General features: G+C 63.7%; 23 protein-coding genes and 1 pseudogene. 11 read left to right on the top strand and 13 right to left on the bottom strand.

The features are described from left to right. Position 1: 1 nt before the first annotated feature. The 3 genes from GDH07_RS28120 to GDH07_RS28110 are packed head-to-tail and all read right to left on the bottom strand — an operon-like array spanning position 2 to position 2208. Entirely contained in the window at positions 2-328 is a 327-nt protein-coding gene (locus GDH07_RS28120; RefSeq protein WP_022642391.1) for a DUF3325 domain-containing protein, read from the bottom strand. After that, complete coding sequence (locus GDH07_RS28115) at positions 329-1906, bottom strand: PepSY-associated TM helix domain-containing protein (protein WP_152896674.1); 1578 nt, start codon at positions 1904-1906, stop codon at positions 329-331. After that, a complete protein-coding gene (locus GDH07_RS28110; RefSeq protein WP_152896673.1) occupies positions 1903-2208 on the bottom strand; it encodes a DUF3649 domain-containing protein in 306 nt (101 codons plus the stop codon). Before GDH07_RS28110 ends, GDH07_RS28115 begins: the two co-directional genes overlap by 4 nt. Before the next feature lie 211 nt (positions 2209-2419). Between GDH07_RS28110 and GDH07_RS28105 the strand changes: the two genes are divergently transcribed. The 3 genes from GDH07_RS28105 to fecA all read left to right on the top strand — a co-directional run bounded on the left by GDH07_RS28105 (position 2420) and on the right by fecA (position 6474). Then, positions 2420-2908 (top strand): sigma-70 family RNA polymerase sigma factor, encoded by a 489-nt coding sequence (locus GDH07_RS28105; RefSeq protein ID WP_152896672.1) that lies wholly within the window; start codon positions 2420-2422, stop codon positions 2906-2908. Positions 2909-2916: 8 nt separating this feature from the next. Beyond that, positions 2917-3882, top strand: coding sequence for a FecR domain-containing protein (locus GDH07_RS28100; RefSeq protein ID WP_022642387.1), 966 nt, complete (start codon positions 2917-2919; stop codon positions 3880-3882). Positions 3883-4116: 234 nt separating this feature from the next. Continuing rightward, the gene (gene fecA / locus GDH07_RS28095; RefSeq protein ID WP_152896671.1) at positions 4117-6474 is read left to right on the top strand and encodes a TonB-dependent Fe(3+) dicitrate receptor FecA; all 2358 of its coding nucleotides are present in this window, start codon (positions 4117-4119) and stop codon (positions 6472-6474) included. A 62-nt stretch (positions 6475-6536) separates the two neighbouring features. On the opposite strand, the gene GDH07_RS28090 is transcribed toward fecA, so the two are convergent. Next, complete coding sequence (locus GDH07_RS28090; protein WP_152896670.1) at positions 6537-6944, bottom strand: HPF/RaiA family ribosome-associated protein; 408 nt, start codon at positions 6942-6944, stop codon at positions 6537-6539. Positions 6945-7156: 212 nt separating this feature from the next. Continuing rightward, complete coding sequence (locus tag GDH07_RS28085) at positions 7157-8104, bottom strand: LysR substrate-binding domain-containing protein (RefSeq protein ID WP_053134202.1); 948 nt, start codon at positions 8102-8104, stop codon at positions 7157-7159. 135 nt (positions 8105-8239) lie between these two features. Between GDH07_RS28085 and GDH07_RS28080 the strand changes: the two genes are divergently transcribed. The 3 genes from GDH07_RS28080 to GDH07_RS28070 all read left to right on the top strand — a co-directional run bounded on the left by GDH07_RS28080 (position 8240) and on the right by GDH07_RS28070 (position 11519). Next, complete coding sequence (locus GDH07_RS28080) at positions 8240-9616, top strand: L-serine ammonia-lyase (protein WP_022642383.1); 1377 nt, start codon at positions 8240-8242, stop codon at positions 9614-9616. A gap of 63 nt (positions 9617-9679) precedes the next feature. Then, positions 9680-10981: a serine/threonine transporter gene (locus GDH07_RS28075; protein WP_152896669.1), complete on the top strand. Its 1302-nt coding sequence runs from the start codon at positions 9680-9682 to the stop codon at positions 10979-10981. Positions 10982-11201: 220 nt separating this feature from the next. Continuing rightward, the gene (locus GDH07_RS28070; protein ID WP_085596274.1) at positions 11202-11519 is read left to right on the top strand and encodes a DUF3509 domain-containing protein; all 318 of its coding nucleotides are present in this window, start codon (positions 11202-11204) and stop codon (positions 11517-11519) included. On the opposite strand, the gene GDH07_RS28065 is transcribed toward GDH07_RS28070, so the two are convergent. Then, positions 11516-12016, bottom strand: a complete 501-nt coding sequence (locus GDH07_RS28065; RefSeq protein WP_022642380.1) for a phosphate-starvation-inducible protein PsiE — start codon at positions 12014-12016, stop codon at positions 11516-11518. The two genes, GDH07_RS28070 and GDH07_RS28065, sit on opposite strands and share 4 nt — an antisense overlap. Positions 12017-12078: 62 nt before the next feature. Here GDH07_RS28065 and GDH07_RS28060 point away from each other — a divergent pair, with 62 nt between their 5' ends. Further along, positions 12079-12291 (top strand): hypothetical protein, encoded by a 213-nt coding sequence (locus GDH07_RS28060; RefSeq protein WP_152896668.1) that lies wholly within the window; start codon positions 12079-12081, stop codon positions 12289-12291. Between the two features lie 8 nt (positions 12292-12299). Next, positions 12300-12554 (top strand): annotated as a pseudogene (locus tag GDH07_RS28055) (YebG family protein); the annotation flags it as partial. A 202-nt stretch (positions 12555-12756) separates the two neighbouring features. Here the strand turns inward: GDH07_RS28055 and GDH07_RS28050 are convergent. Both GDH07_RS28050 and GDH07_RS28045 read right to left on the bottom strand, forming a co-directional pair. Continuing rightward, the gene (locus tag GDH07_RS28050) at positions 12757-13011 is read right to left on the bottom strand and encodes a hypothetical protein (RefSeq protein WP_152896667.1); all 255 of its coding nucleotides are present in this window, start codon (positions 13009-13011) and stop codon (positions 12757-12759) included. Positions 13012-13117: 106 nt separating this feature from the next. Further along, positions 13118-14137 (bottom strand): Glu/Leu/Phe/Val dehydrogenase family protein, encoded by a 1020-nt coding sequence (locus GDH07_RS28045; RefSeq protein ID WP_031320914.1) that lies wholly within the window; start codon positions 14135-14137, stop codon positions 13118-13120. Between the two features lie 181 nt (positions 14138-14318). Here GDH07_RS28045 and GDH07_RS28040 point away from each other — a divergent pair, with 181 nt between their 5' ends. Further along, positions 14319-15125: a SirB1 family protein gene (locus GDH07_RS28040; RefSeq protein ID WP_022642376.1), complete on the top strand. Its 807-nt coding sequence runs from the start codon at positions 14319-14321 to the stop codon at positions 15123-15125. Between the two features lie 72 nt (positions 15126-15197). Beyond that, a complete protein-coding gene (locus GDH07_RS28035; RefSeq protein ID WP_152896666.1) occupies positions 15198-15665 on the top strand; it encodes a GNAT family N-acetyltransferase in 468 nt (155 codons plus the stop codon). A gap of 12 nt (positions 15666-15677) precedes the next feature. On the opposite strand, the gene GDH07_RS28030 is transcribed toward GDH07_RS28035, so the two are convergent. The 4 genes from GDH07_RS28030 to hmgA form a co-directional block, all read right to left on the bottom strand. Further along, positions 15678-17048: an MFS transporter gene (locus GDH07_RS28030; RefSeq protein ID WP_022642374.1), complete on the bottom strand. Its 1371-nt coding sequence runs from the start codon at positions 17046-17048 to the stop codon at positions 15678-15680. A gap of 147 nt (positions 17049-17195) precedes the next feature. Beyond that, positions 17196-17834 (bottom strand): maleylacetoacetate isomerase, encoded by a 639-nt coding sequence (maiA, locus tag GDH07_RS28025; RefSeq protein ID WP_022642373.1) that lies wholly within the window; start codon positions 17832-17834, stop codon positions 17196-17198. 154 nt (positions 17835-17988) lie between these two features. Then, positions 17989-19293: a fumarylacetoacetase gene (fahA, locus tag GDH07_RS28015; RefSeq protein WP_022642372.1), complete on the bottom strand. Its 1305-nt coding sequence runs from the start codon at positions 19291-19293 to the stop codon at positions 17989-17991. Between the two features lie 3 nt (positions 19294-19296). Continuing rightward, on the bottom strand, positions 19297-20601 hold the full coding sequence (gene hmgA, locus GDH07_RS28010) for a homogentisate 1,2-dioxygenase (RefSeq protein ID WP_022642371.1): 1305 nt from the start codon (positions 20599-20601) through the stop codon (positions 19297-19299). 167 nt (positions 20602-20768) lie between these two features. Between hmgA and GDH07_RS28005 the strand changes: the two genes are divergently transcribed. Next, positions 20769-21569, top strand: coding sequence for an IclR family transcriptional regulator (locus tag GDH07_RS28005; RefSeq protein WP_152897300.1), 801 nt, complete (start codon positions 20769-20771; stop codon positions 21567-21569). Positions 21570-22025: 456 nt separating this feature from the next. Here the strand turns inward: GDH07_RS28005 and GDH07_RS28000 are convergent, their stop codons facing one another. Then, positions 22026-23045 carry a class II aldolase/adducin family protein gene (locus GDH07_RS28000; RefSeq protein ID WP_152896665.1) on the bottom strand — a complete coding sequence of 340 codons (1020 nt, stop codon included), beginning with the start codon at positions 23043-23045 and terminating at the stop codon, positions 22026-22028. Positions 23046-23072: the final 27 nt, after the last annotated feature.

Genomic DNA, 23072 nt, shown 5'->3' with positions numbered 1-23072 from the left:
CTCAGAATTGGGCCAGGGCCGCCAGCGGACTGGCCAACAGGCTCGCGCCCGCCATGGACAGCACCAGGCGCGGGCGGTACGGCAGCAGCCAGACCAGCAGCAAGGCGCTGCACATCAACACCGCGCACCACTGCACCAGCCCCAGGCTCCAGCCGGTGTCTTGCACTGCGGCCACCAGCGACAGCCCCAGCAGCAGCCAGCCGCCCAGGCGCAGGCCCTGGCGACGGCGGGCGCTGGGCTTGCTGCCCAGCACCTCACCGTGGTGCCGATCCAGGGACAGGCACAAACCGGTGAAGCCGGCATAACAGAGCAACAGGGCCAGGAGCATTCAATCCACCTCGGTTTCAGCGGCCCGAGAGCGGGCCCGGGACTGGTTGGCGACAGGAGCCCGGGCGGCGCGTTGCATCTTGTACGCGGCCCAGGCCAGGAACAGGCCACTGGCCAGGCAAGCCAGGTCGAAGCCGGCCCGGGTCCAGTCCCCACGACTGAGGAAACCATCGGCCAGGTTCGGCGCGGTCAAGGCATCGAGCAGCGGAATGCCGGCCAGCAACAAGGCCGCCAGCGCCAACTGCTCGATCCAGGCCCGGCGCCCACGACGCAATGCCGCATGCAACAGGCCCAGGCCCCAGGCGCTGAAGAAGCTGTTGACCTCCCAGTCGGCACGCTCGGCGAAGCCGGCCGGCAGCAGGCGGTTGGCCCAGAAGAACGCCGCCACCGCCAGCACCAGCCCGGACATGCTGGCGATGTTCAGCACCTCCACCAGGCGCAGCTCGAAGGGCATGACCGGGCTCTTGGCGTGCTTGAGTTGGCGCTTGCCGAGCCAGATCACCAGCCCGGTGCCGATCATCGCGGTGCTGGCCAGGCCACAGATGAAGTACAACCAGCGCAGCACCGGCCCGGCGAACACCCCCATGTGCAGCCCATAGAAGCTGCCGCCGATGGCCTTGGGCAGAGACTGCCCGGGACTTTCCGACAAGGGCTGGCCGGTGACGCCGTTGAACGCCAGCGCACTGCCGAAGTTGCGGGCCACCTGGTCGGCCCCATGGCGCATGACCTGCACCGAGGCGTTCGCATCCCCGGGATTGTTCACTACCACCCGCTGCGCACGCCCACCCGACCAGTGCTGCAAGGCTTGCCTGAGCATCGGTTGCAAGGGCGCCAGCGGCGCTGGCTCACCGGCAGCCGGGGTGTTGCGGGCTGCCGGTTGCAGGTCCTGGAAAAAGGCATTGTTGTCGCCCTTGTAGGCGATCAAGACGCCCGCCGGCATGACCATGGACATGAAGATCACCAGGCTGCTGTAGGTGATCATCAGGTGGAACGGCAGCACCAGCACGCCCAATGCGTTGTGCCCGTCGAGCCAGGTGCGCTGGCCCTTGCGCGGGCGGAAGGTGAAGAAGTCCTTGAAGATCTTCTTGTGGATGATGATCCCGCTGACCAGCGCCACCAGCATCACCATGGCCGCCATGGTCGATAGCCAGCGACCCCACGGATAGGGCATCTGCAATTGGAAGTGGAAGCGATAGAAGAACTCGCCACCCCGGGTATCTCGCGCATGCAGCTCGCTGCCCGTGGCCGGGTCCAGCAGCTTCTCGCTGAAGTCGCCGCGCTCGCCGGGTTTGCCCGGTGCCTGCCAGGCCACCGACAGGGCCGGCTCACGGGCGTCGGGCAGGCCGATGAACCAGCGTTGCGCGCCCTGGCCATGCTGCTCCAGGTAGCGCTGGGCCAGGCCCAGGCTGGCCTCGGCGTCCAGGGCCCGGGCCGGGATCTCGGGCTGCATCCAGTGGCTGATCTCGTGCTTGAAATAGGACAGGGTCCCGGTGAGGAAGATGGCGAACAGCAGCCAGCCGAACAGCAATCCGCTCCAGGTGTGCAACCAGGCCATGGATTGGCGCAAACCCTCTTTCATGGCAGGGCCGCCCAATAGGCGCTGCCAGCCACCAACGCCAGCACCAGGCAAGGCAGGAGCAAGCCGAACCAGGCATGCCAGGCGCTGCGGCAGGCGAAGCACCAGATCACCGCCAGCAGGTAGAACAGGAACGAACTCATCATCGCGCTGAGCACCGCGTCGACCTTGGACAACGGCAGCAGCAAGGTCAGGCAGGCGCAGGCCAGCGCCGCCAGCAGGTAGCCGCCCAGGACCGCGGCGCAGACCCTTGATGCCACTGCCAGACGATAGGAAGCGGGAATTCCGCCGGCCTTGCTTTTCATGTTCGGACCTTGCAGCAAAAGAAAGCCCGGGGCGCATGCCCGGGCACAGAAGGCGGACAATATTAATGATAAATATTCTCATACGCAAAAAGCACTGAGAGTCATCGCCCTGCCCGTCCATCCGCGCCAATTGCCGAAGCTCATATCGCCCCACTACAATGCGAACAATTCTCGTTACCTTATGCGTCTTGTCAGTGCAGGAGCGTCCGGCTTGTCCCATTCCGCTACCGTCGAAGGTCTCTACCTGGCCCATCACAGTTGGTTGAACACCTGGTTGCGGCGCCGCCTCGGCTGCCCCGACAGTGCCGCCGACCTGACCCAGGACACTTTCATCCGGGTGCTGGGCGCCCGGGAAGCCCCGCTCCTCGTCGAACCCCGGGCCTTCCTCACCACCATCGCCAAGCGCGTGCTGTGCAATCACTACCGGCGCCAGGACCTGGAGCGCGCCTATCTGGAAGCCCTGGCGCAGTTGCCCGAGCAGGTCGCGCCTTCGGAAGAAGAACGGGCGATCATCCTGCAGACCCTGCAGGAGCTGGACAGCCTGCTCGATGGCCTGCCACCCCAGGTCAAGCGTGCGTTCCTGCTGTGCCAACTGGATGGCCTGGGCTACGCCGAGATCGGCCGCGAGCTGGGTATTTCCATCGCCACGGTCAAGCGCCACCTGAACAAGGCGGCCATGCGCTGCTACTTCGCCCTTTGAGAGCGCCGATGAATCCCCACCTCAATGCCCAAGCTGAGTTCAGCAACCAGGTCGCCGAGCAGGCGGTGCACTGGTTGATCGAGATGCAGGACGGCCCGTTGGATCCGCGCCAGCAGCAGGCCTGGCAGCAGTGGCACGACGCCCACAGCGAACATCAGCGGGCATGGGCCCATATCCTGCGGGTCAACCAGCGTTTGCGCGGCTTGCCCTCGCCCCTGGCCCATGCCGCCTTGAATGCCCCGAGGTCCAGCGGCCGGCGCCAGGCTCTCAAGCTGCTGCTGGTCCTGGGGGTCGGTTCCGCGGCGGCCTGGAACCTGCGCGAGCACAACCCGCTACCGCCGTTGCTGGCGGACTACAGCAGCGCCCGGGGCCAGCGGCGCAAGCTGCAGCTTAGCGACGGCAGCCAGTTGCAGCTCAACACCAGCAGCGCGGTGGATGTGCGCTTCGACAGCCAGCAACGGCTGATCCGCCTGCTGGAAGGCGAAATCATGCTCAGCGCCGGCAAGGACCCACGGCCACTGGTGGTGCAAAGCGCCGAGGGCCTGGTGAAGACCAGCGCCGCACGCTTGAACCTGCGCCAGTTCAGCGGCCACAGCCAACTGGCGGTGTATGCCGGCGCCGCCCGTGTGGAGCCCGGGACCTACAGCGCCGCGCCTCCCCAGGTAGCGGCCGGGCAGCAGCTGGACTTTCGCCGCGACGGCTGGGACGCTCCCCGCGCCCTGGAGGCCGGCAGCGGCGCCTGGAGCGAGGGCATGCTGGTGGCGGCCCACATGCGCCTGGCGGACTTCCTCGACGAGCTGGGACGTTATCGCCGGGGCCGCTTGCACTGCGATGCCCAAGTGGCGGACCTGCTGATTTCCGGCAGCTACCCCCTGGATGACAGCGAACGGATCCTCGACCTGTTGCAGGTCAGCCTGCCAGTCCGGGTGCGCCGCTTCACCCGTTACTGGGTCAACGTCGAGGCTCGCGCCTGACCCCTGTAGCCGCTGTCGAGCCCCGACGAGGTAGCACACAGGCGCGCAGCGGCCGCCAGATCCAGCGGCTCGTGCCCAACCGTGCGCAGCCTGCGGCAGCGGCTACACGAAGCGATAGACAACCCGTCTGTACACCACTGGAACATTTTTTTGATGAGACATGAGCCGTTTTGCCAGGCTCGGGTGACAAGAAGGGAAAGCCACCTTGATTCTTCCTTCTCAGGATCGCCATCGATGACTCAGCAACCCTCTCGCCCCACGCCCCTGGCCCGCTCACTGCGTCACCTGCTGCTGGGGGCCAGCCTGGGCCTGGCCAGCCTGTCCCAGCTCCAGGCCGCCGAGGTGGCGGGCAAGTCCTACCACATCGCCCCGATGTCCCTGGAAAGCGCGCTGAACCAGTTCGGCCGTGAAGCAGGCGTGCTGATTTCCTTCGGCTCGCAACTCACCAGTGGTGTGCAGAGCCACGGCCTGGATGGGCAATACAGCACCGAACAGGCCTTGCAGATCCTCCTGCAGGGTACTGGCCTGCAAGCCCGGGCCGAGGGCGGCAATGCCTTCAGCCTGCAACCGGCAACACCCGGGGCAGCAGCCACCCTGCAACTGGGTGCTTCCAGCGTGGTCGGCGATTGGCTGGGCGATGCCCGCCAGGTCGATGTCTTCGAGCATGCCGGGGCGCGGGACGTGATCCGCCGTGAAGAGTTCGAGCGCCAGGGCGCCACCCAGGCGCGGGACGTGCTCAACCGGATTCCCGGGGTCAACGCACCGGACAACAACGGCACCGGCAGCCATGACATGGCGCTGAACTTCGGCATCCGCGGGCTCAACCCACGCCTGGCTTCGCGCTCCACGGTGCTGATGGATGGCATCCCGGTGCCGTTCGCCCCTTATGGCCAGCCCCAGCTGTCGTTCGCACCCATCAGCATGGGCAACATGGACGCCGTGGACGTGGTGCGTGGCGGCGGTGCCGTGCGCTACGGCCCGCAGAACGTCGGCGGCATCGTCAACTTCGTGACCCGGGCGATTCCCGAGACGCCGACCTTCAAGGGCGGCTTCCAGACCGAGACCAGCCCCTCCTCCAGCCATGACGGTTTCAAGACCAGCGCCAACCTGCTGGCTGGCGGCACTGCCGACAATGGCCTGGGCGGCGCGCTGCTGTACTCCGGCACCCGCGGCGGCGATTGGCGCGAACACAGCGGCACGCGGATCGACGACCTGATCCTCAAGGGCAAGTACCAGCTCGACGAAGCCAACAGCCTCAACGCCATGGCCCAATACTATGAAGGCGAGGCCGACATGCCCGGCGGCCTCAACGTTGCGGACTACAAGGCCAACCCTTATCAATCGACCCGCCCCTACGACAAGTTCTGGGGCCGGCGGACGATGTTCAACCTCGGCTATCGCTACCAGGAGGATCGCCGCGAATTCACCGTCAACAGTTTCTTCACCAAGACCCTGCGCAGCGGCTACCTGGACCAGGGCAGCTTCCTCTCCCTGTCGCCCCGGGAATACTGGGTGCGCGGCCTGGAGACGCGCCTCGCCCAGGGCTTCGACCTGGGCAACAGTAGCCACGAAGTGGGGATCGGCTATCGCTACATCAACGAAGCCGGGCACGAGCTGCGCTACCGCACGCCCATCAGCGCCAACCAGCAGCTGCCCACCAGCAACAGCCGCAACGACCGCGACACCCGTGGCGGCACCGAGGCCCACGCATTGTTCGTCGATGACCGCATCGATATCGGCAAGTGGACCCTGACCCCGGGCATCCGCTACGAAATGATCGAGTCGCAGCAAAGCAACAACCTCAGCAACGTCAAGTACAAGGGCAACTACAACACCGCGCTACCAGCATTGAACGTGATGTACCACGTCGACGAAAACTGGAATCTCTACGCCAACACCGAGGGCTCGTTCGGCAGCGTGCAGTACAGCCAGATGCCCAACCGGGTGGCCAGCGGTGAGGTGAAGCCGGAAAAGGCCCGCACCTGGGAAATCGGCACTCGCTACGACGATGGCACCCTGCGCGCCGAGCTGGGCGCCTTCGTGATCAATTTCGACAACCAGTACGACAGCAACCAGACCAACGATACGGTGATCGCCCGTGGGCAAACGCGGCACCAGGGCATCGAGAACAGCATCAACTACGCCCTCGACGGCCTGGATCCGGCATTGGCCGGGTTCAATGTCTATGCCACCTATGCCTACGTCGACGCCACCATCCGCGAGGACGGGCCGAACAAAGGCAATCGCGTGCCCTTCTCGTCCAAGCACAAGGGCACCCTGGGGGTGAGCTACACCGAAGGTCCGTGGAAGCTCAACTTCGACAGCAGCTACCAGAGCAGCCAGTTCGCCGACAACGCCAACACCTCCCGCGAAAGCCTCGACGGCAGCAATGGACGCATTCCCGGCTACATGCTGTTCAGCACCCGCGCCGGCTATGACTTCGGGCCGCAACTGTCGGACCTGAACGTGGCGGTGGGGGTGAAGAACATCTTCAACCACCAGTACTTCACCCGCTCCTTCGACGACAACAACAAGGGCAAGTACGTGGGCGAGCCGCGGACCCTGTACGTGCAGACGTCGGTCGCGTTCTAAGGCCCCACAAAAGAAAACGGGCCTGCAATGCAGGCCCGTCGGGTCGAGGGAAAATCCAGCTATCAGCTATTGAGCGCAGCCTGCTGGTTTTCCAGGAATTCTTCTTCGAGCAGGGCATCCGCCTCGCTGCCGTCATTGTCGGACACTACTGCCGGGCGCTTGGCGCGCAACTTGCCGAACATGTGCTCCAGGGCACTTTCCAGCTTGACGGTGGCGCCGTCGATGGCCTGCTCCAGGGTATCGGCCTTGTGGGTCACGGAAATCGGCTGGTGCCCCTTGGGCCGGGCCTCGAGCTGGCAACGCAGGTCATCGGGACCCGACTTGCCGCCATTCTCGTCACGTAGATGGACCACCACCCGGGTCAGGTCTTCCTCGTAACGTTCGAGCGTGCTTTCAACGGTGCTGCGCACCCACTCCTCCATCCGAAGGCTGCTTTGAATATGGTTATCGCTATGGACTTGGATTTGCATAGTTCTTCCCTTATTTCAGCTTGCTCGCAAGAGGCCTGGAACCTGGCTTTGACCAGCATTTCGTGACCTCTTGATTACACAATTAGGCACGGCGAAGAACATTTCAACCCCTGGAAAAATATAAATATTCATACGCAAATAAAGCCGGACAAACCGCCAGGGCGCTGTTAGTGTGGGGAGTCAGCCGCGCTTGCGACACGACTTGAAACAGCTCATTCCTGCCCCTCTCCCAGGGGGTGCAGGCCGCGAAATATCTCCGCTTCCTCCACCAGCCAGTCATGCACCGCCCGCACCCCGGGGTGGCTCAGTGCGCCTGGCGCATAAAGCAGCACGTAACGCTTGTGATTGGGCACCGCGAGGCCGAACGGCACGATCAGGGTGCCGCGCTCCAGCTCGTCGTTGAGCAGGGTGCGCCGGGCGATCGCCACGCCCATGCCGGCGATCGCCGCTTCGATGGTCAGGTGGTTACGGTTGAAGGTATGGCCGCGACGCACATCGGCGCCTTCGAAGCCGATGGCATTGAGGTAGAACTCCCATTCGGCATATTCGTAGCTGCCGCGCCAGGCGGTGATGTCGTGCAGCAGCGGAAAGTGCGCCAGGTCCGCCGGACCGTGCAACGGTGGCCGCCCGCGCAGCAGGCTCGGCGCGCACACCGGGAAGATCTGCTCGTCCAGCAGGGCGGTGGATTGCAGGCCCGGATAGCTGCCGTCGTTCAGGTCGATGGCCAGGTCGAAGTCACCCTCATGCAGCGCCACGCTGCTGTCCTCCGCCACCAGCCGCAACTGGATCTCCGGATAGCGCTGCTGCAGGCGCGGCAGACGCGGAGTCAGCCACTTGCCGAGGAACGACGGGATCGAGCGCAGGCGCAAGGTGCCGCCGATCATGCCCGCATCCAGGCGGCGCAATTCGGCGTCGATGCTGCCGTAGGCCTCGCTCACTGTCAGGGCCAGGCGCTGGCCCTCGGCGCTGAGTTCGACACCCCGGGCCCGGCGGTGGAACAGGCGAAACCCCAGGCGCTCTTCGAGCTGGCGGATCTGCTGGCTCACCGCCCCGGGAGTGATGTGCAACTCCTCGGCACAGCGGGTGAAGGACAGGTGCCGCGCGGCACAGGAAAACACATGCAGCCAGACATAGGTCTGGGCATGAAACTGACGACTCATCGTTTAGTCCTGCTAAATGATCTCTTAGGAAATTTCGTTGGTCACTGCTGACCGAGGTTGGCAGTATCGCCGACATTGCGCTTGGCCTACAAAAAATGGCAGCGATCTACCTTCCATTGCTTGTAAGGCTTTAGCATGGCTATCAGTGTTTTCGATCTGTTCAAAGTTGGCATCGGTCCGTCCAGTTCCCATACCGTCGGCCCGATGCGCGCCGCCGCGACCTTTGCCCAGGCGCTGTTCGAGCAGGGCCTGCAAGAGCAGGTGCGGCGAGTGCAGATCCGCCTCTACGGCTCCCTCTCCGCCACCGGTGTCGGCCACGCCACCGACCGCGCCAGCGTCATGGGCCTGATGGGCGAATGGCCGGACAGCATCGATCCGCGCAGCATCGGTCCACGCATCCAGCAACTGCGAGAAAGCGGCCAGTTGCTGCTGGGCGGCCGCTCGAGCATCGCCTTCGACTGGCGGCAGGACTTGCTCCTGCTGGACGAGAGCCTGCCCTACCATCCCAACGCCATGACCCTGGTCGCCCTGGGCGAACACGGCGCACTGCTGGAACAGACCTACTACTCGGTGGGCGGTGGTTTCATCGTCGAGGCCGCGCAGGTCGAGGCCGGGACCGAAGCTGGCGCCAGCGTGCAACTGCCCTACGACTTCAACAGCGCCGCCGAGCTGCTGGCCCTGTGCAAGACCCACAACCTGCGGGTCGGCGAGTTGATGATGGCCAACGAGCGGGCCTGGCGCAGTGACGCCGAGATCCGCAGCGGCCTGCTGCACATCTGGTCGGTGATGCGCGAATGCGTGGAACAGGGCCTGAGCCACGAAGGCATCCTGCCCGGCGGGCTCGACGTGCCACGCCGCGCCGCCAAGCTGCATCGCAACCTGCTGGAGATCGGCAAGCCCAACGTCATCACCTCGACCCTGTCGGCCATGGAGTGGGTCAACCTCTACGCCCTGGCGGTGAACGAAGAGAACGCCGCCGGCGGGCGCATGGTCACCGCCCCCACCAACGGCGCGGCAGGGATCATCCCGGCGGTGCTGCACTACTACATGAAATTCAACCCGCAAGCCTGCGACGACGATGTCGTGAGCTTTTTCCTCGGCGCCGCCGCAGTGGGCATCCTGTGCAAGAAGAACGCCTCGATCTCCGGCGCCGAAGTCGGCTGCCAGGGCGAGGTGGGTTCGGCCTGCGCCATGGCCGCAGCCGGCCTGGCGGAAGTCCTGGGAGCCACCCCGGAACAACTGGAAAACGCCGCCGAGATCGGTCTGGAGCACAACCTCGGCCTGACCTGCGATCCGGTGGGCGGCCTGGTGCAAGTGCCCTGCATCGAGCGCAACGCGATTGCCGCGGTGAAGGCGATCAACGCCACCCAGATGGCCCTGCGCGGCGATGGCCAGCATTTCATTTCCCTGGACCGGGTGATCCGCACCATGCGCGATACCGGCGCCGACATGCATGACAAATACAAAGAGACTTCACGGGGCGGCCTGGCGGTGAGCTGGGTGGAATGCTGAGGAGCCTTCCCTGACCGTCCGTAACACGTGAGCCCGAGCAAGAATAATAACGAGGCGATACCGATGACCGATGTACCCACACCTGCTACTCAAAATCCTGCCGTAGCGACACCCCGCGACAGCGCGCCAGCCTCCCGGGGCTGGAGCAAGCACGACACCACCTGGATGCTCGGCCTGTATGGCACCGCCATCGGCGCCGGCACCCTGTTCCTGCCGATCAACGCCGGGGTCGGCGGCTTCTGGCCGATGATCGTGCTGGCGCTGCTGGCCTTCCCCATGACCTTCTTCGCCCACCGTGGGCTGGCCCGCTTCGTCCTGTCCGGGCGCTCCGGGGACATCACCGAGGTGGTGGAAGAACACTTCGGGGTCGGCGCCGGCAAGCTGATCACCTTGCTCTACTTCTTCGCCATCTTCCCGATCCTGCTGGTGTACAGCGTGGCCCTGACCAACACCCTGGGCAGCTTCATGGAACACCAGCTGCACATGGCCCCGCCGCCGCGGGCGGTGCTGTCGCTGTTGCTGATCCTGGGCCTGATGGCCATCGTGCGCTGCGGCCAGGGCGTGATCGTGCGGGCCATGAGCCTGCTGGTCTACCCTTTCGTCGCCGCCCTGCTGTTGCTGGCCCTGAGCCTGATCCCCAATTGGAACGGCGCGTTCTTCGCCTCCGCCGGCGACGGCATGTCCATGCCGCTGTTCCTCAAGACCCTGTGGCTGGCGATCCCGGTGATGGTGTTTTCGTTCAACCATTCGCCGATCATCTCGGCCTTCGCCGTGGACCAGAAGCGCCACTATGGCCAGCAGGCTGAACGCAAGAGCAGCGGCATCCTGGCCATGGCCCACGCCATGATGGTGCTGACGGTGATGTTCTTCTGCTTCAGTTGCGTGCTGGCCCTGTCGCCGGCGGACCTGGCTGCAGCCAAGGCGCAGAACATCTCGATCCTGTCGTACCTGGCCAACCACTTCCAGACCCCGGTCATCGCCTACGCCGCGCCACTGATCGCGCTGGTAGCCATTACCAAGTCGTTCCTGGGCCACTACATCGGCGCCAGCGAAGGCTTCCAGGGGCTGATCGTGAAAAGCCTGCGCGGTCGCGGCCGCGCCCTGTCCTCCAGCCACCTGGAAAAGCTCACCGCGTTGTTCATGGTGCTCAGCTGCTGGGCAGTGGCGACCTTCAATCCGAGCATCCTGGGCATGATCGAGACCCTGGGCGGCCCGGTGATCGCCTGCCTGCTGTTCCTGATGCCGATGTATGCGATCCAGCGCGTACCGTCGCTGCGCCAGTACTCGGGCCAGCTGTCGAACCTGTTCGTGGTACTGATCGGGCTGATCGCACTGTCGGCGATCATCTTCTCCTTCCTGCCCTGAAACGGGGCGACAACGAAAAAGCGGACCTTGCGGTCCGCTTTTTTTTGCTCCCGGATTCATTGGTCGGCGCCGGCCGCGGCATGCCCCTTGCTTGATCGCCCGAGAGGCGCACGGATGCCGGCAAGCCTCGACGAACGACCGGCCAGCGGTCCGCAATTGCGAACTAATCTCGCACCCGGCCGGTCAATGTCTGCACGATCCCAGCAGGCGGTGACGCGACATGGACAACCCATTGCAATTGATTACCGACACTTTCGCTCCCCAGTACCAGGTCAACCTGAGCATCCAGGGCCTGGACGGCAGCATGATGCTGACCCTGTCCCAGGCCGGCCAGGTGGTGGCCAAGCGCCTGATCAGCTCGGCCCAGCGCAGCGACCCGCAACGCATCGAACGCCTGGTGCAGAGCATCCAGTTCGGTATCGCCATCGAGCAAGGCCACAGCGCCATGGCGATCCTCCAGGCCATGACCAACGGCGACCGCCTACCCCTGCCGCCGCCGGCAAACCAGGCAGCGCAGGCGCAGGCGCGACCTCACTAGATCTCGCCTTTCTCCACTTCCGGATGCTCGCTGGAACCCTCGCCGACCTTGCGTTGCGGGTGTTCGATCTTCACCGAGGGAAATTGCGAGGACGCGTAGCGCACCACCAGCACGGCAAAGGCCAACAGCAGGATGCCGCCGCACAGGTAGATGATCCCCAGGTCCGGCGGATTGTGGTGGGAGACGTTGGAGATCAGCAGCCGGGTCAATGCCGTGATCGCCACGTAGATCAGGAAACGCACCGGCATGTGGTTGGTCTTGAAGTAGATACCGACCATCGCGCCCAATTCCAGGTAGATGAACAGCAGCAGGATGTCGTCGATCTTGATGTGGCCTTCCTCGAGCATCTGCAGGAATTCCATCACCGCCGCCCAGGCGGTCACCGCGCCGATGGCGAACAGCGCCAGGTAGTGGAACGATTCGACGAACAGGTTGCCCAGGGACTCGGCCAACTGATGGACGTTCTGCCGCAGGTTTTCGGCCCAATTGATTTTCACGATGGTTATTCCTTAGGTCGTTTCGACCGGATGATGCGCGAGGGACGTGACGGTTGTCCTGCATGCAGAAAAAAGGCCAGGGGCACGTCATTGAGATGGCGAGCATTGCCAGCGAGGCACGTACCCGACAGCAACTACTGCTGGGATCAATGGCCGGGGAAAAAAATCCGTCTACATTGAAAAGCCACTATCCAAGGGAAAAGGTTTCGCCTATTCTCTCGAGCCTGTATATCGATACAGTATTTGTACCGACCCATTATCGTGAAGGCATGTGAGGTGGTGAATGGCCGTCGAAGTGGTATACCGCAGCAGCCGAGATCTGGAGCGCTTGTTCATGGATAAAGCCGAAGCTGACCGTCATGACAAGATGCTCGAACTGGCTGAAGTGCTGGCGCAGGTGCTGCAAAAAGCGGTGCCGTCGCTGACCGAGCAACAAGTGGAAGAAGCCGGCATCTACATGGCCAAGAATCGCGATGTATTCGCCAAGGCCTTCAAGAGCCAGCCGGATGCGCTGAACGAACTGCTCAGCGAGGCGGCGCCAGCCGTGGCGCCGGTCGAGAAGGAGCAGCCCGTCGAGGTGGAGGCGCCAGCCAAGCCGGCGAAAGCGGCCAAGGCCGCGAAATAGGCTTGCCCCGATCAAAAAGCCCTGCGTCCACGACACAGGGCTTTTTTTCATGCCTGGGAATGGAGTTGCCATCCGATGGCGTTTGCCCTGTAACGCCTTTGCGTACTCGCCACGCTCACGGAGCAGGTTCCCACACCCTGCACCGTGCCGGGCAATACCCGGACGCGATGTCCATGGCCTCGAGGATGCGGTCTTCTTCAGCGCCAACTGCCTCGAGCCGAAGGTGGGCAAGACGGTCGTATACAACCTGCGCTGAAAACCCGCGCTCCCTGTACAACACCAGGACCTGGCGGATCGCCTGAAGATCCAGAGCGCTGTGCAGCACCCGGGTCAGCTGTTGATCCAATCCGTCGTCGAGCACTTCAGCCATCGTCCAATACATTCCCCGTGTGGTCGGCCGCAGCAATGGTTGGCCATTGCCCGCCAACCGCTGCAGATACCGATGTTACATAAAACCAGCATCAGGTTACCGCTGCCTAGCGATAGAGCACCCGCTCCGCCAGTTCGTCGGCGATGCGTGCCGGCGAGCGCTTTTCCGCCTGGGCATGGGCGAAGATCTCGGTCAGGCGCAGGCTGATCTGCGACAGGTGGGCGGTGATCACCGGCAGTTCCTCGTTATGGTGCTTGAGCGACACGTAGATCAGCCCTCCGGAATTGATCACGTAGTCCGGAGCGTAGAGGATGCCACGCCGCTCCAGCTGGTCGGCGACCTGCAGGTTGGTCAGCTGGTTGTTGGCAGAACCGGCCACTGCCGAACAGCGCAACTGCGCCACGCTGCGGCTATTGAGCACCGCACCCAGGCCACAGGGCGCGAGGATGTCGCAAGGGGTACTGAGCAAGGCGTCGTTGGCCACCGGATGCGCGCCCAACTGTTCCATGGCCAGCTGGACCTTGCCGGAGTCGATGTCGCTGACCAGCAATTCGGCGCCAGCGGCATGCAACTGCTCGGCCAGGGCATAACCGACATTGCCCAGGCCCTGGATCGCCACCCGCAAGCCCTCGAGGTTATCGCTGCCCAGGCGTGCCATGGCAGTGCTGCGAATACCGGCGAACACCCCCATGGCCGCATGGGGCGCCGGGTCGCCAGCGGCGCTGGTACTGGTGACGTAACGAGTCTGCTGGGCGATGCAGTCCATGTCGGCCACCGAGGTGCCGCTATCGATGGCGGTGATGTAGCGTCCGTCCAGTTGCTCGACGCAACGGCCGAAGGCTTCGAACAGCGCTGCACGATTTTCCACATGGGCCGGGCGAATGATCACGGCGGTGCCACCGCCCTGGGGCAGGCCGGCCAGCGCCGCCTTGTAGCTCATGCCCTGGGCCAGGCGCGCGGCATCGGCCACGGCACTGGCATCGTCGGGATAGGGCAGATAACGACAACCGCCCAAGGCAGGCCCCAGGCGGTTGTCGTGGATGGCGATCACTGCTTTCAACCCGGTCGCGGGGTCGATACTCAGATGCAGCGATTCAAGGCGGGTGCTGTGCATGAGAGCGAACATCGACGGGCTCCCGAATCACTTCTTGTAGTCGCCAGTATAGGCTTGCGCCTGAAAATTGCTGCGCCGCGCAGGAATAAGCCGCCCGGCTTTGCAACCTTGGGGAAATAACCAATGGCGATGGTCGCAACACTGGACGAAGCGCCGGGACGGGGCTAAAACGAGGCATTCGCCGGAGGTTGCCATGAACCCGCGCCAAGCCTTTTTCGCCTGCCTGCACCGCTCGCCACCGGCCCTGCTGGAAGCCGCGCTATGGATCGCCGCCGAACACGAACCACAACTGGTGCCGGGCCAGTTGCTGGAGGAGTTCAAGCATATCCAGCAGCAGATCGGCGGCAGCCTGCCGTCGCTGCCTGCCAGCGAACTGGGCCAGCCCCTGCTGCGGCGGATGAACGACCTGGAATTCCAGCAGGACGAGTACCTGCCGCTGCGGCCCCAGGCAGCACTGATGGACAAGGTTCTCGAACGGCGTCGCGGGCAGCCCCTGGCCCTGGCCCTGATCGCCCTTGAACTGGCGCAGCGGCTGCATATTCCCCTGGTGGGGGTGAATTTTCCCGGCCACTTCCTGCTGCGGGTGCCCGGCGCCGACCACCTGCTGGACCCTTGCGGCGGGCGCCGCCTGTACCCCAACGACTGCCGCGAACTGCTGCAACGCCAATACGGCGATCACCTCAAGCTCAAGGCCGAACACCTGGCCAGCGCCGAACCACGACAGATGTTCCAGCGTCTGTCGCGCAACCTGCGCCAGTTGCACCTGGCCCATGACGACTTGCTCGGCGCCCTGGTCGACGCCGAGCGGGTGCTGGAACTGGGCGATGGCAACGCCGCCGACTACCTGGCCCGGGCCAGCCTCTACCAGCGCCTGGAATGCCCCAATGCCGAACGCTTCGACCTGGAGCGCGCCCTGTTGCTCAGTGAGGACCCGATCCAGCGCCTGCGCCTGACCGAGCGCCTGGGGCACCTGCCGCCGGCGAACAAAGTGGTGCACTGAGCACGGCAAGGCATGACAGCGCCTTTGGCGCCCAGGCATGATGGCCGGCCCACTCCAAGGAATGGACCGAGCATGCTGATCAGAAAAGCCCACGGCGGCGACGCGCAACGAGTCTTCGACATACGTAACCAGGCCATCAACCATCAATGCGCGGGGTACTACCCGGCTGCCGACCTGCAAGTGTGGACCGCTGGCAACCTTGGCCAGTCCTTCATCGAATGGCTGGAAAGCAACGGGCACGTGGCGGTCATCGACGGCCAGGTCGCCGCCAGTGCCATCCTCGACCTTGAGTCAGGCCAGGTCGATGCGGTCTTCGTCGACCCGGCCTACATGGGCCGCGGGATCGGCCGGCAGATGATGGACTACCTCGAACAGCAGGCCCTGCAGGCCGGCTTGTCGCACCTGATCCTGGACTCGACCCTGAATGCCGCGGACTTCTACCGCCAGTGCGGCTTCGTCGGCGAGCGCGTCGCCCAGTACCAGTCACCCCGGGGCCTGACCCTGGCCTGTGTGCCGATGATCAAGCACCTGGCCTGCTGACCCGCTCTCCCCTCAGGACTTGAGCGGTGCCTGCAACGGCTGCGCCGCGCCTGTGCCGCCGTCGCTCCCTTCGGAGGGTGCACGCACCCGGATGATCAGCAACGCGGCCAGCAGGGCCGGCACCGCGCAGAAGAAGAAAATCTGCTGCACCGGGATATGCATCGCCAGCAACATGCTGCCCAGCAGCGGCCCGAGGATCGAACCGAAGCGCCCCACTCCCAGCGCCCAGCCGGTACCGGTGGCACGCACCTGGGCCGGATAGAAGTTGCTGGCAAAGGCATTCAGGGTCAGCTGCCCGCCGATGATGCAAAAGCCCGCGGCGAACACGAACACCACCAGGTACCGCGGGTTGTCGTGGTTCAACCCCAGCAGCACGGTGCACAGCGCCGCCAGGGCGAGCACTGCGGACAACAGCCGCACCTTGCGCTTGAGACGATCGGCGACCCAGGCCATGCAGATCGCCCCCAAGGTTCCGGCGAACAGGAACATCGAAGTCACCAGGTTGGCCTGCTTCAAGGCCAGGCCGCTTTCCAGCAGCAGGGTCGGCAGCCAGCTGATCATGAAATACAGCAGGATCAGGCTGACGAAGAAGGTCGACCAGATCAGCAGCGTCGGCCGCGCATACCCCTGGCGGAACAGCTCCACCACCGTGAACTTGCCACCGGTTTGTTGCTGGCCCTCATCGCCGCTCGCCATTGGCGGCTGCCAGTCCGGCAGCATGCGCGCGCTGAGCTTGCGCAGGCGCGCATAGGGTGGCGCATCGCGCAGCAGGCGTGGCAGGGATTCGGGCAAGCGCCAGAGCAGGAACGGGAACAGCAGCAACGGGGTCACGCCGCCCGCCAGGAACACCGCCTCCCAGCCGAAGCGATCGATGAAGCCGGCCGCGACGAAACCGCCGGCCGCACCACCGAAGGAGAAACCGCAGGCGGCCAGGGTCACCATCAGGGTGCGCAGGCGCGGCGGCGAATATTCGGACATCAGCGCCATGGCGCTGGGCATCGCCCCACCCATGCCAATACCGCAGATAAAGCGCGCGGCCATGAGGCTGTCCAGGGATTGGCTGAACACCATCAACACCGTCAGGCTGGCGTAGATCAGCACGCAGCCCAGGAGGATCCGGCGCACGCCGAAACGATCCGCCAGGGGCGTCACCGCCAGGGAGCCCAGGGTCAGGCCCAGCAGGTTGGCACTGAACACCGGGCCGAAGGCGGCTTTCTCCAGGCCCCAGTCCTGGGCCAGGGCCGGTACCACGTAGCCCAGGACCTGGGCGTCGTAGCCATCGGTGACCAGCAGCAAGGCGAGGAGCAACAACAACGACCACTGATAGCCGGACACCGGGCGGGCGTCGAGCGCAGCGCGAAAGCTGGCAATCTGGTTTTGCATCGCAAGGTACCTGTTCGGTTTCTTATGGTTATGGAGGGTGATGCGAGAGGCGCCTGGGCAGATCCTCTGGTGGTGGGACTCAAGATCCTGCAGCAGCTCCAAAGCGGCTGCAGGGGCCGGGTGCGCCCTGGGCCAGGGCGTCCAGGGTCAGGCCGGAGTGTCGGGCTGGTTGGCCGGGTGCGCGGCCTGGAACGCCGGATGCTCGGCAGCCAGCGCGGCCACCCGGCGAATCCGCGGGTAGGCCTCCAACGACACCTTGAAGCGCTCGGCGGCGTACAGCTGCGGGATCAGGAACACATCGGCCAGTCCCGGCTGCTCGCCGAAACAGAAGCCGGCATCGCCGATCAGTTGTTCCAGGGCTGCCAGGCCCTGGCTGATCCAGTGGTCGATCCACACCAGCAACTGCGCCTCCTCATGGCCCCATTCACGCAGCAGGTTCTGCGTGCTGGAGTTGTGCAAGGGATGCACGTCGCAACCGATGATGGACGCCACGGCCCGGGCACGGGCACGGCCGACCAGATCCTCGGGCAACAGCGGCACCTGTGGATAACGCTCCTCCAGGTACTCGATGATCGCCAGCGACTGGATCAGCAGGTCGCCCTGGTCGGTACGCAGGGCCGGAACCCGGCCCTGGGGGTTGATCTCCAGGTACTCCGGCAGGCGGTTGGCGCCGCCCTTGGGCACCAGCAGGTTGACCGGGATGGCCTGGTAGTCCAGGCCCTTGAGGCCCAGGGCGATCCGCACCCGGTAGGACGCGGTGGAACGGTAATAGGTATAAAGCTCCATACTGCACTCCCCTTAGCGGGCCGTTGAAAATCTACCTGCGTTGTCATCGCTGCGTTAAAAACAGACTCAAAATGCTCATTTACCACTCGTAAACTGCGCTTTTGCCTGTTTTTGCCTTGCGCTGGCTGCCTCGCCTACGTTTTTCAACAGCCTGCTAGCGGGCTGGCTGGACGGTACCCCGGCATTCGCCGAAGCCGATGGAAGCGAAGCCTTCGCGGCGGCAACGCCCGCGCAGGATGATCTCGTCGCCGTCCTCGAGGAACTTGCGCACTTCGCCAGTGGCCAGCTCGACCGGTTTCTTGCCGCCCTCGGTGATCTCCAGCAGGCTGCCGAACTGGCCGCTCTGCGGGCCGGACAGGGTGCCCGAACCGAACAGGTCGCCGGCCTGCAACTGGCAACCGTTGACGCTGTGGTGCGCCACCATCTGCGCCACGGTCCAGTACATGTACTGGCTGTTGCTCAGGGTCAGGCGATGGGCTGGCAAGCCCTGCTCGCGCATGGTCCTGGTCAGCAGCAGCACTTCCAGCTCGATGTCGAAACCACCACTGGCCTGGTCACGCTTGTCCAGCAGGTACGGCAGTGGTTGCGGGTCGCCTTCGGGGCGCGCCGGCTGGGCCTTGCGGAAGGGCTCCAGGGCCTCGGCGGTCACCACCCAGGGCGAGATGCTGGTGATGAAGCTCTTGGACAGGAATGGCCCCAGCGGTTGGTATTCCCAAGCCTGGATATCCCGCGCCGACCAGTCGTTGAGCAGGCAGAAACCGGCGATGTGCTCGGCGGCGTCGCCAATGGCGATCGACTCGCCCAGCTCGTTGCCCTGGCCGATCCAGATCCCCAGTTCCAGCTCGTAGTCCAGGCGCGCGCAAGGACCGAAGGTCGGCTCGCTCTGCCCGGCCGGCAGGGTCTGGCCCTTGGGCCGGCGCACGTCGGCACCGGAGGCGCGGATGGTCGAGGCCCGGCCGTGGTAGCCGATCGGCACGTACTTGTAGTTGGGCAGCAGGGGGTTATCGGGGCGGAACAGCTTGCCGACGTTCTGCGCATGCTCGATGCCCACGTAGAAGTCGGTGTAGTCATTGATCCTGGCCGGCACATGCATCTGGCAATCGGTGGCCTGGGGCAGCAGCTTCGCCCCCAGGGCCTGGATCTTGCCTTGCAGGCTGCTGCCTTCGGCCAGCAGTTCCAGCAAGCGCTCACGCAGGGCCACGCGGGCCGGGCGACCGAGCTGGAAGAAGGCGTTCAACTGGCCACCACGGGTAGCCTCCACCGCGGCCTTGGCCGGGCCTTCGAACAGGCCGGCATCCAGCGCGGCCTCGAGGTCCAGGATCTGCTCGCCGATGGCCACGCCGCTGCGAGGTGCCGAGCCCTGGGTACTGAAGACGCCCAGGGGCAGGTTCTGCAACGGGAAGTCGGGGTGACCGTTGGCAGACTCGACCCAGCTGCGGGTGATGGTGGACAAGGTCATGGGTTATCTCCGATTCGGGTTGAAGGTGACGGGCAGCGAAGCCCAGCAAGCATCGTAGTCGTTCTGCAGTTCGGCGCATTCCAGGGCGAAACGGCTCGGGCGCAGCACCTGGCTGGTCTCGAACATGAAGGCCATGGTGTTGTCGATCTTGGCTGGCTGCAATTGGGCGTTGATCGCCTTGGTGCAGGTCTCGCCATCCGGGCCATGGGCACTCATGCAACTGTGCAGCGAAGCGCCGCCGGGCAGGAAGCCTTCGGCCTTGGCGTCGTAGGCACCCTGGATCAGGCCCATGAACTCGTTCATCAGGTTGCGGTGGAACCATGGTGGACGGAAGGTGTTCTCGGCCACCATCCAGCGCGGCGGGAAGATCACGAAGTCCAGGTTGGCCATGCCCGGTACGCTGGTGGGCGAGGTCAGGACGGTGAAGATCGACGGGTCCGGATGGTCGAAGCTGACGGTGCCGATGGTGTTGAAACGGCGCAGGTCGTATTTGTACGGCACGTTGTTGCCGTGCCAGGCCACCACATCCAGCGGCGAGTGATCCAGCTCGCAGCCCCAGAGCTCACCCAGGTACTTCTGGACCAGGGCGGTGGGCTGGCGCAGGTCTTCGTAATGGGCCACCGGGGCCAGGAAGTCCCGGGGGTTGGCCAGGCCGTTGCTGCCGATCGGCCCCAGGTCGGGCAGGCGCAGCGGCGCGCCATGGTTCTCGGCGATATAACCACGGGCTTGCGGGTCCAACAGCTCGACGCGGAACTTCAGGCCACGCGGCAGCACGGCGATCTCCAGCGGTTCGAGCTCCAGCACGCCCAGTTCGGTGAGGATGCGCAGGCGGCCCAGCTCGGGCACCAGCAGCAACTCGCCGTCGGCGTTGAAGAACACTCGCTCCATGGAGCGGTTGGCGCGGTAGTGATAGACGCTGATGCCGGCCGGTTTCTGCGCCGGCGAGTTGGCCACCATGGCCACCAGGCCATCGATGAAATCCGTAGGCTCCGCCGGGATCGACAACGGGCTCCAACGCAGGCGGTTGGGCGTCACTTGTCCCAGGTCGCCGCCCGCCAACTGGCGTTCGAGACGGGTGAAGGACGGGTGCTTGGCCGAAGGCTGGATGCGGTACATCCAAGTGCGCCGGGCTTCGCTGCGGGTCATGGTGAAGGCCGTGCCGGAGAACAATTCGGCGTACAGGCCGTAGGGGGCCTTCTGCGGGGAGTTCTGGCCGACGGGCAGTGCGCCTGGCAGGGCTTCGCTGGAAAATTCGTTACCGAAGCCGGATTGGTAGCTGAGGGCGGACGCCGAAGAATCGAGGTTCATGGAGCCTCCTGGAAGTTGGAATAGGCAGGGGCCCACCACTCCTTCGCAAGAGTTATCGGCACGCCTGGGTTATTTTTATCGTAATCCAATTACGCATAACGTAATTTGATTGCCCAGGAGCGTCAAGCTATAAAGACCGCCACTTGTCACGGGACCCCTACACCTCCATGGAAAAGCCGCGCAGCACCAGCGACAGCAACGGTAAACAGAAAGTCCGCTCGGCCGAGGTCGGCACCGACATCCTCAAGGCTCTTGCCGAACTCTCGCCGTCCACGTCCCTCTCGCGCCTGGCCGAGCATGTGCAGATGCCTGCGAGCAAAGTCCATCGCTACTTGCAGGCACTGATCGCCAGCGGCTTCGCCGAGCAGAACACCGCCACCAACCACTATGGCCTGGGCCGCGAAGCCTTGCGGGTGGGCCTCGCGGCGCTGGGCAGCATGGATGTGCTGAAAGTCGCCGCCCTGCCCTTGGCCGAGCTGCGCGATGACTTGAACGAAACCTGTTTCCTCGCGGTGTGGGGCAACCAGGGCGCCACCGTGGTGCACATCGAGCCCGCGGTGCGGGCGATGACCGTGGTCACCCAGTTGGGCTCGGTGCTGCCGCTGCTCAGTTCGTCCACCGGGCTGGTGTTCAACGCCTACCTGCCGCTGCGGGAAACCCTCGACCTGCGCCAGGAGGAACTGGCCGAGGCCGACGCCCATCCCCTGGCCGAGAGCCAGGTTCACGATGCCCTGGCCGAGCAGATCCGCCAGCGCGGCCTGCACCACATCCACGGGCTGCTGATGCCCGGGGTCGATGCCCTGTCGGCGCCGGTGTTCGATGCCACCGGCAAGATCGCCGCGGTGCTGACGGTGGTCGGACCGGCCTCGATGTTCCATGCCGACGAAAACGGCCCGGCGGCGCAACGCCTGCTGGCGGCCTGTCGTACGGTGAGCTGGCGCATGGGCTATCAGCCCCAGGTGAAGTAACTAATGGCTAGCGTTCAGCTCATTGAGGCCGGACCTGAGTCATCTTCTGGGTAGGCCGCCCCCCAGCACACATTGGGTCCGTGGTCGTGACTCAGCAAATGGTCTCACGGCTGTGGCGAAACTATCTGGCCGGTTGCTGCGTCTGAATCAAGCGGGTGAGCGGCGCGATCCTGCCACTATTATTGGCGCGCACCCAGGGCAGAATGCTTGCCGTCCCAAAAGCCAGCAAGGGTAGGGCTCCGGTGACTAGGGAAAAATGCTGAAGAAACGAGCGAGGCTCTGGACAACGGAACATCGTGGTAATTGCAAGCAGCATTCGTAAACCAACAACGGGAAATTTTCATACCATACGTTTTTAGATGTAAATGCATCGCTCTCTCCCATACTCAAGCGCGCTCCCCTCCACACGACAAACGTGGAAGTCAGCCTGCACTCCTACAGAGCTCTTGGTATCGCTCAGACAGCTAAAGACTGCCGGTACTTCTCGGCATCCCAACCAAGTAACTCAGCGACTTGAGAAGAGGTGAGCGAACTCAGTTCCTCAAACTCCGACTGTCTGACAAGCACATCGTAATAACAACGCAACTGCACCTGGTGCGATTCAGCGACCGACTCATTTGCAAACACACCATGGCCCGCAATGAAAATATAATGTGGCCTGGTCGAGGTATCTTGTAGAGAAACAAAATCGCTCGCGGCCTCAACAATAGATGCCTCCGCCCCCAAAAATACTATGTGATCCGGGTAAAGCGCCCAAGCGTTTTTCAGCCGGGAAAACAATCTGGAGTTTATTGCTAACTGATTGATCTCTTCATCAACACAACGAACATAACCACTAGGTAAAGACGTCAATTCAAGCGTCGGCGATAGACTATCTCCCGTAGCTTGAATAGCCTTCACTTGCAAATACAAGATTAGTTCTTCGAGCGTCTGCTCAACAGAACGAGTATTTGCACCGCCAATCACAACCCCGTGATTCTTGAGGAAAACAACATCGGCATCAGGATGCATTTCAAGCTGTTCATGAACAGCCCGGGCAAGGTCTGCACCGGGTTTGAAGTAATTGACAAACAACCATTTCAAGGAGCTTCCTAGCCGCGCGCTCAGCTCTTCAAAAGCCGATTCCTTCACCAGATACGCCAGAACTTCAACTGCATGAAGATGCACAACTACATTATGCGGCATCAGACCATGTAGAATTGTTTCAATTGAGGGTCTCAGCGTTGACTGACCAACGACTTTTGGAACCAAGCAGAAGTCACCACTAGAGACTCTCTCGCGTAGGTCAGCTAAATCAACGGAAATGAAAATATCTTCCTTCTCAGCATTTGCCAGCCATGTGCCAGATGCTTTAACCCAAAGTAAATTGTCTTCCTTCCAAGAAGCATTCCCTCCTGCCCCCTGGACTAGCAATGGGTCTTCGCCTACTCGAGCGCAATATGCTTTCACCTGCTCAGCCATCGATAACATTGACATCCTCACTTCTCTCCAGAAATTCAACAA

It is taken from the genome of Pseudomonas piscis, assembly GCF_009380155.1.
Taxonomy (GTDB): Bacteria; Pseudomonadota; Gammaproteobacteria; order Pseudomonadales; family Pseudomonadaceae; genus Aquipseudomonas; species Aquipseudomonas piscis.
Note: the sequence above shows the minus strand (reverse complement) of the source record. Positions and strands in the feature narration are given on the sequence as shown.